A 14,145-nucleotide genomic window follows, 5' to 3' on the forward strand; every position below is an offset into this window, starting at 1 on the left:
AGTTGGCGTGCATGACCGATGAGGCGGACAGCGGGAAGACTCGAGGCACGAGCAGCTCGGCAGGCCAGTGGGCGATCGCTCTGCTGGTGGTGTTGGCCCTGGTGGCCAGCCTCCTGATGGTGTTCGGCGGCGACCTGCCGTGGACGGCGACCCTGGCCGTCATCGCGGCGCTGTGGGCCGCGGTGATCGGCGCGGTGATGGTCACCAAATACCGTCGCCAGGTCGACACCGCGGAGAATCGGACGCGGGACCAGCGGCTCGTGTACGAGCTGCAGCTCGAGCGTGAGATCGCGGCGCGTCGTCAGTACGAGTCCGACGTGGAGGCGTCGATCCGTCAGGAGGTGGCCGCCGAGTCGAACCACGAGCTGAATGAGCTCAAGGCCCAGGTCCTCGCACTCCGTTCGAGTCTGGAGCAACTGCTCGGCAAGTCGCTTCCGGAGTCGCAGATCGCGATCGGTCTGGAACGACCCCGCGAACTCGGCTCCGGGCTGGCCGGTGCGTCGTACGTCGGCGTCGCCGACGATCATGCGGCCGCCGAGCGCGACTTCGCAACCACCGCACCGCAAACCGGGGACGGACGCCACGTACCGGGCGAGCCCACCGATTCGGGGCGGATCGAGATGACCGAGATCATTCCGGTGGTGACCGATGATCCTGCGGACGAGGAGCCGGTGGTGCGGCCGCAGCCGGCACCGCAGCAGCGATTCCCGCAGCCCCCGCCGATGCCGCAGCGACCGGCGCCGCGGTTCCCCGCGGGGCCGCCGACCGGCCCGCACCAGCGGGCCGCGTTCGGTGCGGGCGCCTACGAGCCGCCGTCGGGTCCGTTCCGCCAGGCGCCGCCGCGGCCCCCGCAGGGCAGGCCCGAACACGTGGAGCCCCGACCGGTCGAACCCCGACCGGTCGAACCCCAGCAGGCGGATCAGGAACCGATCGACGACGGTGCGCACGCGTCGGGCCGTCCGGCCAGTGAACTGCTGTCCCGGCTGCGCGAGGGCGCCCAGAACCAGGGGTCGTCGACCGGCGGCCACCGTCGCCGCCGCGACTGAGACCGCTACCGCCGGTCGGAACCCGCCCGTGCCGGTCGAGTTCCCATGCTCGCGTAGTCCTCGCGTGAACCCGATCACAGCGTTGTGGCACCGGCCGGGTGCTGCGCCTATCGTGGTCTGCGGACGTCTGGTACCCGGAGCGCGCGAACCGCGCGTGTGAGGGACTGGAACGAACGATGGAGGCAGCGGTGGAATCACCGATGGCACCGGCGCGTCTGCGCGTCGGCATCATCAGTGCTGGACGCGTCGGCACTGCGCTCGGTGAAGCGCTCGCCGCCGTCGGACACCGCGTCGAATCCGTTGTCGCCACGTCGCCGGTCTCCATTACTCGTGCCGCCGAGCGGCTTCCGTTCGCTCAGGTCCGCGGGCTCGCGGACGTCGTCGCCTCGTCCCAGTTGATCGTGATCGCCGTTCCCGACACCGAACTGGCGGCCGTCGCCGCGCGGATCGCCGAGCACGTGGTACCGGGAAGCATCGTCGTGCACACCGCGGGCGCCCACGGCATCGGAGTCCTGGAGCCGATCGCCCGTCGCGGCGCGATCGTCGCGGCCACCCACCCGGCGATGACCTTCGTCGACTCGACCGACGACACCGCGCGGCTGGCGTCGTCGTGCTTCGGTGTGACGGCCGCCGACGAAATCGGCGACGCGATCGCGATGGCCCTGGTCATGGAACTCGGCGCCACGCCGATCCGGATCGCCGAGACGAGCCGCGCCCTCTACCACGCCGCGCTCGCGCACGGCGCCAACAATCTCAACGCCCTCATCACCGACGCGGTGACCGCGCTGCAGGCCGCGATCGGCGGCCCGGCGGGCGACGCCGCTGCCGCCGCCACCGTCGACGGCGGAGGCATCGGACTCGCCGAGCAGTTGCTCGCACCGCTGGTCACCGCATCCCTGGAGAACGTCCTCGCTCAGGGACGCTCCGCTCTGACCGGCCCGGTGGCACGCGGCGACGTCGACGCCGTCGCCCGGCACCTCGACGAACTGTCGCAGGTCCACGAAGGCATCGCACGCGGATATCGCGTGCTGGCCGGCCGTGCTGCGGCCCAGCACGACGCCGGTCCCGACATGCGAGCACTGCTGGAGGTCCGGCCTTGACCGACGCACCCCTGTTCACCCCCGGCGAGCTCACGGTGCACCGTGACCCCGCCGAACTGCACCGCGTCAGCAAGGCGTTGCGCGGTGCGGGCAAGCGTGTGGCGCTGGTCCCCACGATGGGCGCCCTGCACGACGGCCACCTGCAACTGGTCCGCACCGCGCAGCGGTCGGGCAACACCGTCGTGATCGTGTCGATCTTCGTCAACCCGCTGCAGTTCGGGGCGGGCGAGGATCTCGACGCCTATCCGCGCACCTTCGACGACGACCTCGCCAAATTGACGGCCGCCGGCGTCGAGCTGGTGTTCGCGCCGACGGTCTCGCACATGTATCCGAACGGGCCGCGCACCACCGTGAACCCGGGACCGGCGGGCGACATCCTCGACGGCGCCGCACGCCCGGGTCACTTCGCCGGAATGCTCACCGTCGTCGGCAAGCTCCTGAACATCGCGGCACCGAACACCGCCTACTTCGGCGAGAAGGACTACCAGCAACTGGTCCTGATCAACCAGATGGTGAACGACTTCGACATGGACGTCGAGATCGTCGGCGTGCCCACCGTGCGCGAAGCGGACGGACTGGCTCTGTCGTCACGCAACCGGTATCTGTCCGACGACGAGCGGGAGATCGCGACGACGCTGTCGGCCGCACTGCTCGCCGGAACGCACGCCGCCGAAGGCGGACGGGAGGCCATCGTGGCCGCCGCCCGCGCCGTCCTGGACACCCAGCCGCAGATCGAGGTCGACTACCTCGAACTCCGCGGCAGAGGACTCGAGGATCCCCCGGAGATCGGCGACGGCCGCCTCCTGGTGGCCGCACGACTCGGGTCGGCGCGACTCATCGACAACGTCGGCGTCGCGATCGGCACCGGATTCATCGGAAGAGAAGAGGGATAGACCCATGCTCCGCACCATGATGACCTCCAAGATCCACCGCGCGACGGTCACCCAGGCCGACCTGCACTACGTCGGCTCGGTGACCATCGATCAGGACCTGCTCGACGCCGCCGATCTGCTCGAGGGCGAGCAGGTCACGATCGTCGACATCGACAACGGCAACCGTCTCGAGACCTACGCGATCGCCGGGGAACGCGGCAGCGGCGTCATCGGAATCAACGGCGCCGCCGCGCATCTCGTTCACCCGGGCGACCTGGTGATCATCATCGCCTACGGCATGATGGACGAGGCCGAACTCCGCGAGTACTCGCCGAACGTGGTGTTCGTCGACGCCGATAACCGTCCCGTCACTGTCGGCGACGACCCGGCCGACGTCCCCGAGGGCTCGGGACTGAAGGACCCCCGCGTCCTGGCGACCAGCGCGGTCTAGGCGCGTCGCACCCATGCTGCTCACCGTCGACATCGGGAACACGAACATTCACCTCGGGGTGTTCGCGGGATTCGGCGATCATGCGGAGCTGATCCGCGACTGGCGGATCCACACGCAGCCGAACTACACGGCGGACGAGCTCGCGCTGCTCCTTCGCGGTCTGCTCGGATCCGACGTCGAACAGGTCACGGCCGTCGCGACGTTGTCGACCGTGCCGTCGCTGCTGCGTGAGATGCGGGTGACGGCGCCCCGCTACTTCGGCAACGGGCCGCATGTGCTGCTCGAGCCCGGTGTGCGGACCGGTGTTCCGCTACTGGTCGACAACCCGAAGGAGGTCGGTACCGACCGCGTCGCGAACGCGTTGGCGGTGCATGAGAACTTCCCGGACCGACCGTGCATCGTCGTCGCGTGCGGCACGGCGACGGTGGTCGACGCGGTGTCGGCGAAAGGCGAACTGCTCGGCGGTGCGATCGCACCCGGCATCAATCTCGGTGTGGCGGCGCTGTCCGAGCACACCGTCACCGTCCGGAAGGTGGAACTGCGTCCGCCGCGCAGCGTGGTCGGGAAGAACACCGTCGAAGCCCTGCAGTCGGGCATCCTCTACGGCTTCGCCGGCCAGATCGACGGCCTGGTGAACCGGGTGCGACGCGACGTCGCCGGCTTCGACGGGAACGATGTCGCCGTCGTCGCCACCGGCTACCTCGCCCCGCTCATGGTCGGCGAGGCCGCGACGATCACCGACCATCACCCGCACCTGACCCTCGACGGCCTGCGACGGGTGTACGAGCGCTCGAAGAAGCGGTAAGCACACCGGCCTCGTCGTACTCGGGCACTCGAAACGACCGCTGAGGTCGTTTCGAGTGCCCGAGTACGAACAGAACCCGCCGCCGTCGAGCGGCCGGCCGACTGTGAACGGCGGAACATGCGACGTCACGTCGTTCATCCGGCCGAGCAGATACGGATCGACGCCCATGGACTCGTTGCGGACCGGGACCTGTCCGTCGACGGGTTCGGTGCCTCGGCGACGGTGAGAATCCGCGCAGCGGATACGGTTTCGTGCATGGAGAAGCTCTACGGCGACGTTGTGAGATCCGGCGACGTCCACCGTCTCGGGGAGTACGCGGTGACGGCGGAGTCGATCATCGATTTCGCGAAGCAGTGGGATCCGCAGTGGTTCCACGTCGACGAGGCCGCGGCCGACGACGGTCCGTTCGGCGGTCTCATCGCGAGCGGGATCCAGACACTGGCGATCTTTCAGCGGCTGGCCGTTCCCGCCGTGTTCGATCGGCTCCACGTCCTGTGCGGCAAGGAGATCGAGGGCGTCCGCTTCCTTCGGCCGGTCCGCCCCGGCACCGTCGTCACCGGCACCATGACCACCACGACGGTGCGGCCCGAGACCGATAAGCGGCGCGTCCTCGTCGCCTACGACGTCGAGCTGATCGACCAGTACGACGAGGCGGTTCTGGTCGCCGTGATGAGCGTGTACGTGCGTCTGCCGTAGGAGTCGGTCGCAACGGACCCGGCCGCGATGCCGACCGCCGCGATCGACGACGACCCTGCGAAGCTCATCGACCACACGCGGGCCGGATCGACCGCGCTGTGGCGCCCGGGTGCCCGGGCGGTGGCCGGCCGCACGACGCCCGCACGAGCGAATCGCCTCAGCGCAGCGGGTTCGCCAGCAGCAGTTCGCAATTGCGGTCCGCTCCGCTTCCCGCTCGGTCCTCGGCGTGGATGTCGTTCAGCGACATCTCTCGGTAGAGGGCGGCCAGCCCCTTCTGCGACAGATCCGACGGATCGGCCGTGTACGGTCCTTCGGCCTCGATCAGCGGGGTGAAGATGCTGATGGTGCCGTCGCGGTTGTCGGCCACTTCGATGATCCGCGCGAGCTGCGGGAAGTCGATGTGGCTGGCGGTGTTGATCTCCCAGAAGCTGTGTCGGGGCGACGAGCCGCGATGGGGTGTCAACTCGTTGTTGTGAGTGTGGCCGTTGACCCATGCGATCACGTTGGCATGGGTCTTCAGCCGTTCGACGAGGTGCTCGCCGTCGAACTGCGCCTCGCCGGGTGTCTCCGGATTCGGCATGACCGCCGTCATCGTCGACGACGTGTGGTGGCTGAAGACGATCACCAGTTGATCCGAGTGGGCGGAGATCTGCTTCTCGACCCAGCTCAACTGCTTCTGGCTGATCGAGCCGTCGGCGATGCCGAGGCTGTTGGTCGTGTTCATCGCGATACCGAGCACGCCCGGCGCGATCTGGAAGCGGTACCAACTCGGTCCGTCCGGATCGGAGAACCCGTGACCCACCGGTCCGGGCCCGGTGATCGACGGATCGAAGTGGCGCCGGATGAACTCGCGCGGAGTGAACGGCCGTCGTCGTGCGTCCGCGGTGGCCGGCAGCACGGGACCGGTCGACCTGAGCTTCGCGAGCAGCTGCACGACGGCGGCCGGATCGGACGTCAGCGCCCGCGCGATCGCGGCGGCGGTCGGATCGGTGCCCGGCAGATCGAACTTCACGTTCCCGAGGTAGAGCCCGTCGATCACCCCGTTGGGGACGGTGCCGACCATCTGGTCGTCGTGGTTGCCGAACACCGAGTACCAGCGCATGTCCAGACCCGGGCTCGTGTGCGAGCGCATCGCCGCGTGCAGGAGTCCGGGTATCGTCGGAAAGTCCTTGTCCTTGTACATGTCCGTCTTATCGAGTTCGGGACGGTAGTACTCGGCCGAGCCGAGCGACTGAACGCCTTCGAAGCGGGTCGGATGCCCGGTGTTCGGCGTGATGGTGCCGCCGGACAGCAGCCGCTGATACCACTCGAGTTCCACGATCTCGTGGTTGTCGGTGTTGTCGCCGGTCGACACCACGCAGTCGATTCCGCGACCGGTGAACGGTCCGCCCGACAGCGAGTTGATGCGCTTGACCAGTGCGACGGCGCCCTGTGTGCCGAGCGCCTCCTGCGGGCGGTACGCGCTGCCCAGCAGTGGATGCACATACTCGAACCGCGCGGGACTCTGCACGTCGGAGATGTGGATGTCGGTGATCTGCACGAACGAGGCGAGTCCGGTCCGTGCCGAATCGCGCGCGGCCTTCGCCTGCGCCAGCTCCTGGCGGACCACCAGCGGCCAACCCCTGCCCTCGACCAACCGGCGGTATCCCTTCGTGGTCGGTCGGCCCGCGACACCGACCTTCTCCAGCGTCGTCCCGACGGGGTTCGCCGACGCCGTCGCGCCGGGTTCGGCTCGCACCAGCCCCGACGCCACCGACGATGCGACCACGGCTCCGGCCGCGGCAGCGCTGCCGCGCAGGAATGTACGACGAGACAAGCTCATGCGATGACCTCCGGATGTCGTGAGTGTGAACACACAATGAATCAGACTGTAACCGCCCGAACAAGTGGCCCGCACGCGTTCCTGATCGTCTGATCAAATCGTTATCCGGTGCGATTCCGCGCATCCGTGCACAAAACTCTTCCCGGTCGCCGCCCGTTGTGGCATCCTCGGTGTCGTGATCAAGAGCTGTCAGGAGTGTTGTCGCCGCTGACGTCCGCCTCGGTGGACGCCGCGGTACTTCGCACTCCCCGCTCACCATCGATCACATCCGAGGATTCCCCAATGACCGTTGCCGTCGCCGCACCCGTCTCTGCTCCGTTCGTCTCCGTTCCGCTGTCCGTGCAGCCGGGCGAGTTCCGCTCCGTGCTGGCCGCAGGCGGCGTCGCCGTCGACCTGCGCGACGTGGCATCGCACCGCCGATCCGGTGCGCTGTTCGGCGCGGTGGCCGTCGACTCCGACCAGGCGCTCGATCTACTCAGTCCCGACTCGCCGTGGGCGCTCCGCGGAGCCACCGTCGACGCGCAGTGGGTTCTCGTCTCCGACGACGGGTACGACGCGGAATGGCTGGCCTGGCACCTGCAGGCGCGCGGGGTGACCGGTGCGCGATTCGTCGTCGGCGGGTATCGCGCGTTGCGCGCACACGGGGTGACCGGTTCGGTCGGCGACGACGGGGTCCAGTTCTACGATCCGCGCTGAGTTCGATTCGCCCCCGACCATCGCCGACACTTAACCTGTACGGGTGAGTGAGCACCAGAGCGCCGAGCAGGCCAGCGAGGAAGATCAGACCCCCGAGCAGCTGCGGATCCGCCGAGAGAAGCGGGAGCGCATCCTCTCCGAGGGACGTGAGGCGTACCCCGTGGAGCTGGCGCGCACGCATACTCTCGCGGAGATCCGCCTGGCCCACTCGGAACTCGAGGCGGGGGAGGAGACCGGAATCGTCGCGGGCGTCGCGGGCCGCGTGATCTTCATCCGGAACAAGGGCAAGCTCTGCTTCGCCACCCTGCAGGAGGGCGACGGAACCCAGTTGCAGGCGATGCTGTCCCAGGCCAAGGTCGGTGAGGAGTCGCTCGCCGCCTGGAAGGCCGACGTCGACCTCGGCGACATCGTGTTCGTCCACGGCGAGATCGTCTCCTCGCGCACCGGCGAACTGTCGGTCATGGCCGATGCGTGGCAGATGGCCTCGAAGTCGTTGCGCCCGTTGCCCGTCGCTCACAAGGAGATGAACGAGGAGTCGCGCGTCCGCCAGCGGTACGTGGACCTCATCGTCCGTCCGGAGGCCCGCGAGACCGCGCGCACCCGCGTCAAGGCGATGGCCGAACTGCGCAAGTTCCTCACCGAGCGCGACTTCCTCGAGATCGAGACGCCGATGCTGCAGACATTGCACGGTGGCGCCGCGGCCCGCCCGTTCGTGACGCACTCGAACGCCTTCGACATGGACCTGTACCTGCGCATCGCGCCGGAGCTGTTCCTCAAGCGCGCCGTCGTCGGCGGCATCGAACGGGTCTTCGAGGTGAACCGCAACTTCCGCAACGAGGGCGCCGACTCCACCCACTCGCCCGAGTTCGCGATGCTCGAGACCTACCAGGCCTACGGCACCTACGACGATGCCGCGGTCATGACCCGCGAACTGGTACAGGCCGTGGCCCTCGGCGCCGTCGGCACCCTCACGCCGACGATGCCGGACGGTTCCACCTACGATCTGTCGGGCGAGTGGACGTCCGTCTCGATGTACCCGTCGTTGTCGGAGGCGCTCGGTCGCGAGATCGTGCCGCTCGAGACGACTGTCGACGAGCTGCTCGCGATCTGCGACGAGGTGGGCCTGGAGATCCCGAAGGGCAAGGGGTACGGCCACGGCAAGCTCGTCGAAGAGCTGTGGGAGCACACGGTCGGTTCCAAGCTCGACGAGCCGGTGTTCGTCCGCGACTTCCCTGTCGAGACGTCGCCGCTGGTCCGCGCGCACCGCTCTGTTCCGGGCGTCGTCGAGAAGTGGGATCTCTACGTCCGCGGCTTCGAGCTGGCCACCGGCTACTCCGAACTCGTCGATCCGATCATCCAGCGCGAGCGCTTCGTCGACCAGGCTCGTCTGGCCGCGGCGGGCGACGACGAGGCCATGGTCCTCGATGAGGAGTTCCTCGCCGCGATGGAGCACGCCATGCCGCCCACCGCGGGCACCGGCATGGGCATCGATCGCCTGCTGATGGCGATCACCGGTCTCGGCATCCGCGAGACGGTCCTCTTCCCGCTGGTGAAGCCGATCCAGTAGAACCTGGTTCTCTCGATACGGCAGTGGGAGGCCTCTACTCGTACGTGTCGTACGACGTCCACGGCTCATACGAGACGACGCTGCCGTCGGGGGCGTCGATCTCGAGAGCGTCGGGGCGGACGTGGTACTGGTAACCGTTGTTGGCGGCGTGATATCCGCTGCTCGCGTAGCGGGCGGTCGGGATCACGAGCGTCTGCCCGGTGGTCTTGGCCTCACCCATGTACGTGTAGTCGATCGACCCCGGCTCGTTCTGGCAGATCAGGACCTTCGACTTCGCTGACTCCGCCTTCACGAACGCTTTGCGTTCGCAGGAGGGGCCGCCGGGGAAGTCGTCGCCGTAGGCGGACGCCTGGCCGACGCCCATCACCGAGCCTGCGGCGATCAGGGCGGTGGCGGCGGCCAGTCCGGCGGTGCGGATTCGGTTCGTCATATGTCTCTCCTCGTCTCGCGATGTGTCGTGCTTCGTGTGATTCCATCGTGCAGGCGACCGACTCGCGGTGTCATTCGTTCGAACCACACCGCGAGTCCCGCCGGATGGACGTCACCGCTGGTAGTAGTACGTCCACGGCTCATACGACACCGTCGACCCGTCGGGCGCCAGAATCAGGAGATTGTCGCGCAGCACGTGGTAGCTGTATCCGTTGTTGTCGGCGTGGAAGCCCGCGTTGTCGCGGTAGGCGCCGCGGATGTCGATCCAGTTCCCGGTGGTCTTGGCCTTACCGCTGTACTCCCATCCGGTCGGGCCCTGAACCGGGCAGATGACGACCTGGGAGATCGCGGACTCGGCCATCACCTCGGCCGGGCCGTTGCAGTACGGCCCGTTCGGGAATCCGTCGGCGGCCGCGGCGCCGGTACCGGCGAGCGTTGCGCCGACCAGTCCGGCGGCGGCGACGCCGACGGCGGCGATTCGGGTGGCGTGGTGCTTGTGCATGTCGAACACGTCCTCTCGTTCCTCGGGCGGCCGTCTTCCTCGGCCGCTACTCGATACGTCGGAGAGTGGTGGTCGTCACGTTAGGTACGTGTCGTTCAAACGGACGACGGTGCTAGGGGATCAGGCGCACTCGACGCGCGTTGACGACGGCCTCGAACCGGCTGGTCGCATCGAGTTTCGTCAACAGCGATTTCACGTGATCCTTCACCGTGTACAGGCCGATGCCGAGACTCTCGGCGATCGCTCTGTTCGTCATTCCGGCGCCGAGGAGGCCGAGGACGTCCTGTTCGCGTGCGGTCAGCATGACCGACAGATCGTCATCGGGGGCTTCGACGGCCAGGTCGGCGGCGATCTCCAGCATCCGCGCGCGGACCGACACGTCGTCGACGGAGTCGGCGAGTGCCCGCAGCTGTGTGTACGAGTCGGCCACGCGGGTCCGCCAGGCCGCCAGATCGCGCTCCTCGTCGTCGGTGCGCAGCGTGGTCAGGACATCGGCGACGGCGAGCTGCTGCTCCACGCTCCGCGCTTCGTCCACCACCGCGTCGAGGGAGGCGTCGAGTTGTCCCTGAGCGGTGCGACGGGCCGCATATAGAACGCCGATCTGCTTGCGGCCCACGATGATCGGCGCGGCGACGATCGCGCGGAGCGACTCGGCGCGGATGATCTCGTCGTAGGTGTGGGTGATCAGCGGCGAACTGACGTAGTCGCCGATCGCTTCGGGGCGGGCCCGACCGACGACGCGTCCGCCGAGACCGTGGCCGGGGTTGAGGTTCGCGCCACGCAGCGGGCCGCGCACGTCGCCGTCGAAGGAGAACAGTTCGATCCGCGGGGCGTCGCCGGGCAGCACGCGGCCGGCGAACGCCAGACTCGCGCCGGTCCGTTGCCGCAGCCTCGCCAACGGTCCGCGCAGGCGGCGCGCGAGCTCGTCGGCGGGCGCACCCCTCTTCGGAGGGTTGTCGGTGTTCGCGGTCACATCCATGATTGTGTCATCACGTATGCCGAGAGTGGAACAGGACCGATATGAACGACGCAGCGCGCAGTGACGCCGAACGCCAGGTGGCCGACTGGTTGGAGGTGTACGGGGCATCCGACGCCGGCGTGGCGAACCTGCTGTGCGACCGCCACGACGCCGACGCGGTGGCCTTCACGCTGGTGGAGCCCGACCTGTCGTCGACGGGCCTCACCTACGGCGAACTGGCCGACGAGTCGCGGCGTATGGCGACCGTCCTCGCCGCGAAGGGAGTCCGGCGCGGCGATCGTGTTCCGGTGCTGCTCGGCAAGCGGCGCGCACTGGTCGTCACCCTGGTCGCGCTGTGGCGGCTCGGCGCGGTGCACGTCCCGTTGTTCACGGCGTTCGCGACCGGCGCGATCGCGCTCCGGGTGGAGGGCTCGGGGGCGTCGATCGTCGTCACCGACGCGTCACAGCGCGACAAGGTCGATCCGATCGAAGTCGTGACCGTGCTCGACGTCGACGACCTTGTCGCCGAATCCGCCGACGCGCGGCCGCTGGCCGTCGACGTCGCGGTCGGTGGCGACGCGACGTTCGTACAGCTCTATACGAGCGGGACCACGGGCAAGCCGAAAGGCGTCCCGGTTCCGGTGCGTGCGCTCGCATCATTCCAGGCCTATCAGCACTATTCGCTCGACGTCACCGCCGACGACGTGTTCTGGAACGCTGCAGATCCGGGCTGGGCGTACGGCCTCTACTACGCGATCATCGCTCCCCTGGTCGGCGGACGGACCAGCCTGCTGCTGAACTCCGGTTTCACCCCGGACTCGACGGTCGCGGTGCTCACGCAGTTCGGAGTGACCAATTTCGCGGGTGCACCGACCATCTATCGCGCGTTGCGTGCCGGCGCGGACATGTCGGGTGTGAGTCTGCGCCGCGCGTCGTCGGCGGGGGAGCCGCTGACCCCGGACATCGTCGATTTCGGTCGCGAGCACCTGGGCTGCGAGGTCCGCGACCACTACGGACAGACCGAGCTGGGCATGGTGATCGGCAACCACTGGAACGCCGACGTCGCCATGCCGCTGCGAGCCGGATCGATGGGGCAGGCGATGCCCGGATACGTCGCCGGAATCGTCGACGGTCAGATCGCGATCAGCGTCGCCGACAGTCCGGCGCTCTGGTTCACCGGTTACGACGGTGCGCCCGAGAAGACCGCCGAACGGTTCACCGACGACGGCGCCTGGTACCTGACCGCCGACACCGGCAGGGTCGACGACGACGGCTACTTCTCGTTCACCGCGCGCGACGACGACGTGATCCTCGCCGCGGGATACCGCATCGGCCCGTTCGACGTGGAGAGCGTCCTGGTGACGCATGCGTCCGTGGCCGAGGTCGCTGTCGTCGGCCGGCCCGATCCCGAGGGCATCCGCGGTGAAGTCGTGGAGGCGTTCGTGGTGTTGAACGCCGACTTCACGGGCTCGGCGGAACTCGAGAAGGAACTGCAGACTCTGGTGCGTGACGAGTACTCCAAGCACGCGTACCCGCGGACCGTTCACTTCGTCGAGGCGCTGCCGAAGACGCCCAGCGGCAAAGTGCAGCGGTTCATCCTGCGACGAGAGGGCCGCGCCGCTCCTACAACTCCCGCTTGAGCACCTTCCCCGCCGCGTTGCGCGGCAGCGACTCCACGAACTCGACCGATCGCGGCACCTTGAAGTTCGCGAGGTGCTCGCGGGCATGGGCGAGCACCTCGTCGACGGTGACCGTCGTACCGGGTGCGACGGTGACGAAGGCCTTGCCGACCTCGCCCATCCGCTCGTCGGGCACGCCGATCACGGCGACCTCGGTGACGCCGTCGATCCGGGCGAGCACCTGCTCCACCTCGGCCGGGTAGACGTTGAATCCGCCGCAGATGTACATGTCCTTGAGGCGGTCGGTGATCGTCAGATTCCCGCGGTCGTCGAGGACTCCGACATCGCCGGTGTGCAGCCATCCGCCGGCGTCGATCGTCTCGGCGGTGGCCTCCGGATCGTCGAGATAGCCGCGCATCACCATCGCGCCGCGGGCGAGGACCTCGCCCTGTTCGGACAGACGGACCTCCATGCCCTCGTACGCGCGCCCGCACGTGGTCGCGACGGTGACATCGTCGTCGCCCGCGCGGCAGGTGGTGATGAAACCGCTGGTCTCGGTCTGCCCGTAGGCGGTCAGCACGGTGTCGACGCCCAGGTCCGACTGGATGCGTTCGATCAGCACGACGGGCACGATGGTCGCGCCGGTCACCACCAGGCGCAGGCTCGACAGGTCGTGCGCGCCGCGGTCCGGGGCGTCGAGCACGGTCTGGAAGATCGTCGGCGCACCGGGGAACACGGTGACCCGATGCCGCTCGATCAGCCGCATGGCCGCCGACGGCGAGTAGACGGCCAGCGGAATCATGGTGGCCCCGGACAACAGTGCGGGCAGGATCCCGGCCTTGTAGCCGAACGTGTGGAAGTACGGGTTCACCATCAAGTAGGTGTCGTCGTCGGACAGCTGGCCGTTCGACGCCCACGCGTGCGCGCCGGCCAGGGTGTGGCGGTGTTCGGCGAGGACGCCTTTCGGAGCGCCGGTGGTCCCCGAGGTGAACAGGATGTCCGACAGGTCGTCCTCGGCGACGGCGTCCGCGCGCGTCCGCGCGTCCTCGACCGCGGCGTCCGGCACGTCGACGAACGCGTCCCAGGCGACGGCGCCCGGTGCGTCGACGGGTTCGTCCAATCCGATCCCCACCACGGTTCGTCCCTGCGCGATCGGCGACGCCGTCACCTCGGCCAGCCGATCGATCCCGGCGAACGACCCCGACGCCACCACGACCTTCGCGTCCGACCGCGCGATGATGTCCGAGGCCTCACTCACCGTGTACCGGGTGTTGAGCGGAACCAAGACCGCTCCGGCGCAGTGCGTGCCGAGTACGGCGACCGGCCAGTGATGACTGTTCGGCGCCCACACCGCGACGCGGTCGCCGTGCTCCACACCCGCCTCGATCAGTCCCGCGGCGAACCGTCCGGCGCGATCGGCCAACTCTCGCCAGGTGAGTCGGACCGGTTCGCCCCACTGCTCATCGATCACCGCGACGCGATCGGGCCAGAGGATCGCGGCGCGATGCAGTGCGGCCGGCGTGGTCGTCGGTGTCGGAGGCATGATCAAAACCTAGCAAATGCTTGCTAGGTTAAGCTAGAC

At 68.5% G+C, this 14,145-nt stretch carries 14 protein-coding genes and 1 pseudogene; 9 read left to right on the forward strand and 6 right to left on the reverse strand.

Going from position 1 to position 14,145, the window contains the following annotated elements:
* The first annotated feature begins 11 nt into the window (after nt 1-11).
* From BKA16_RS04970 to BKA16_RS04990, 5 genes are all read left to right on the forward strand, one after another.
* The gene (locus tag BKA16_RS04970) at nt 12-1,046 is read left to right on the forward strand and encodes a DUF6779 domain-containing protein (protein ID WP_183369622.1); all 1,035 of its coding nucleotides are present in this window, start codon (nt 12-14) and stop codon (nt 1,044-1,046) included.
* Nucleotides 1,047-1,234: 188 nt separating this feature from the next.
* The gene (locus BKA16_RS04975) at nt 1,235-2,146 is read left to right on the forward strand and encodes a Rossmann-like and DUF2520 domain-containing protein (RefSeq protein ID WP_382426472.1); all 912 of its coding nucleotides are present in this window, start codon (nt 1,235-1,237) and stop codon (nt 2,144-2,146) included.
* Complete coding sequence (panC, locus tag BKA16_RS04980; protein WP_183369623.1) at nt 2,143-3,039, forward strand: pantoate--beta-alanine ligase; 897 nt, start codon at nt 2,143-2,145, stop codon at nt 3,037-3,039. Before BKA16_RS04975 ends, panC begins: the two co-directional genes overlap by 4 nt.
* Nucleotides 3,040-3,043: 4 nt before the next feature.
* The gene (gene panD / locus BKA16_RS04985; protein ID WP_183369624.1) at nt 3,044-3,469 is read left to right on the forward strand and encodes an aspartate 1-decarboxylase; all 426 of its coding nucleotides are present in this window, start codon (nt 3,044-3,046) and stop codon (nt 3,467-3,469) included.
* A 13-nt stretch (nt 3,470-3,482) separates the two neighbouring features.
* Nucleotides 3,483-4,274 carry a type III pantothenate kinase gene (locus BKA16_RS04990; RefSeq protein WP_183369625.1) on the forward strand — a complete coding sequence of 264 codons (792 nt, stop codon included), beginning with the start codon at nt 3,483-3,485 and terminating at the stop codon, nt 4,272-4,274.
* A gap of 78 nt (nt 4,275-4,352) precedes the next feature.
* On the opposite strand, the pseudogene BKA16_RS23770 reads toward BKA16_RS04990, so the two are convergent.
* Nucleotides 4,353-4,517: pseudogene (locus tag BKA16_RS23770) on the reverse strand (hypothetical protein); the annotation flags it as partial.
* Between the two features lie 12 nt (nt 4,518-4,529).
* On the opposite strand from BKA16_RS23770, the gene BKA16_RS05000 reads away from it, so the two are divergent.
* Nucleotides 4,530-4,970: a MaoC/PaaZ C-terminal domain-containing protein gene (locus BKA16_RS05000; RefSeq protein ID WP_183369626.1), complete on the forward strand. Its 441-nt coding sequence runs from the start codon at nt 4,530-4,532 to the stop codon at nt 4,968-4,970.
* Nucleotides 4,971-5,127: 157 nt separating this feature from the next.
* Here the strand turns inward: BKA16_RS05000 and BKA16_RS05005 are convergent, their stop codons facing one another.
* Nucleotides 5,128-6,792 (reverse strand): TIGR03767 family metallophosphoesterase, encoded by a 1,665-nt coding sequence (locus tag BKA16_RS05005; RefSeq protein ID WP_183369627.1) that lies wholly within the window; start codon nt 6,790-6,792, stop codon nt 5,128-5,130.
* A 282-nt stretch (nt 6,793-7,074) separates the two neighbouring features.
* Here BKA16_RS05005 and BKA16_RS05010 point away from each other — a divergent pair, with 282 nt between their 5' ends.
* Together BKA16_RS05010 and lysS are read left to right on the forward strand one after the other, a co-directional pair.
* Nucleotides 7,075-7,488 (forward strand): rhodanese-like domain-containing protein, encoded by a 414-nt coding sequence (locus BKA16_RS05010; RefSeq protein ID WP_183369628.1) that lies wholly within the window; start codon nt 7,075-7,077, stop codon nt 7,486-7,488.
* A gap of 43 nt (nt 7,489-7,531) precedes the next feature.
* Entirely contained in the window at nt 7,532-9,055 is a 1,524-nt protein-coding gene (lysS, locus tag BKA16_RS05015) for a lysine--tRNA ligase (protein ID WP_183369629.1), read from the forward strand.
* 34 nt (nt 9,056-9,089) lie between these two features.
* Here lysS and BKA16_RS05020 read toward each other — a convergent pair whose 3' ends face one another.
* From BKA16_RS05020 to BKA16_RS05030, 3 genes are all read right to left on the reverse strand, one after another.
* Complete coding sequence (locus tag BKA16_RS05020; protein ID WP_183369630.1) at nt 9,090-9,485, reverse strand: hypothetical protein; 396 nt, start codon at nt 9,483-9,485, stop codon at nt 9,090-9,092.
* Between the two features lie 111 nt (nt 9,486-9,596).
* Nucleotides 9,597-9,986: a hypothetical protein gene (locus BKA16_RS05025; protein WP_183372909.1), complete on the reverse strand. Its 390-nt coding sequence runs from the start codon at nt 9,984-9,986 to the stop codon at nt 9,597-9,599.
* Nucleotides 9,987-10,098: 112 nt separating this feature from the next.
* Nucleotides 10,099-10,959 (reverse strand): helix-turn-helix transcriptional regulator, encoded by an 861-nt coding sequence (locus BKA16_RS05030; protein WP_183369631.1) that lies wholly within the window; start codon nt 10,957-10,959, stop codon nt 10,099-10,101.
* A gap of 47 nt (nt 10,960-11,006) precedes the next feature.
* Here BKA16_RS05030 and BKA16_RS05035 point away from each other — a divergent pair, with 47 nt between their 5' ends.
* Nucleotides 11,007-12,584: an AMP-binding protein gene (locus BKA16_RS05035; RefSeq protein WP_183369632.1), complete on the forward strand. Its 1,578-nt coding sequence runs from the start codon at nt 11,007-11,009 to the stop codon at nt 12,582-12,584.
* Here the strand turns inward: BKA16_RS05035 and BKA16_RS05040 are convergent.
* Nucleotides 12,568-14,106, reverse strand: coding sequence for a FadD3 family acyl-CoA ligase (locus tag BKA16_RS05040; RefSeq protein ID WP_183369633.1), 1,539 nt, complete (start codon nt 14,104-14,106; stop codon nt 12,568-12,570). The two genes, BKA16_RS05035 and BKA16_RS05040, sit on opposite strands and share 17 nt — an antisense overlap.
* Nucleotides 14,107-14,145: the final 39 nt, after the last annotated feature.

The organism is Gordonia humi (assembly GCF_014197435.1).
Classification (GTDB): Bacteria; Actinomycetota; Actinomycetes; order Mycobacteriales; family Mycobacteriaceae; genus Gordonia; species Gordonia humi.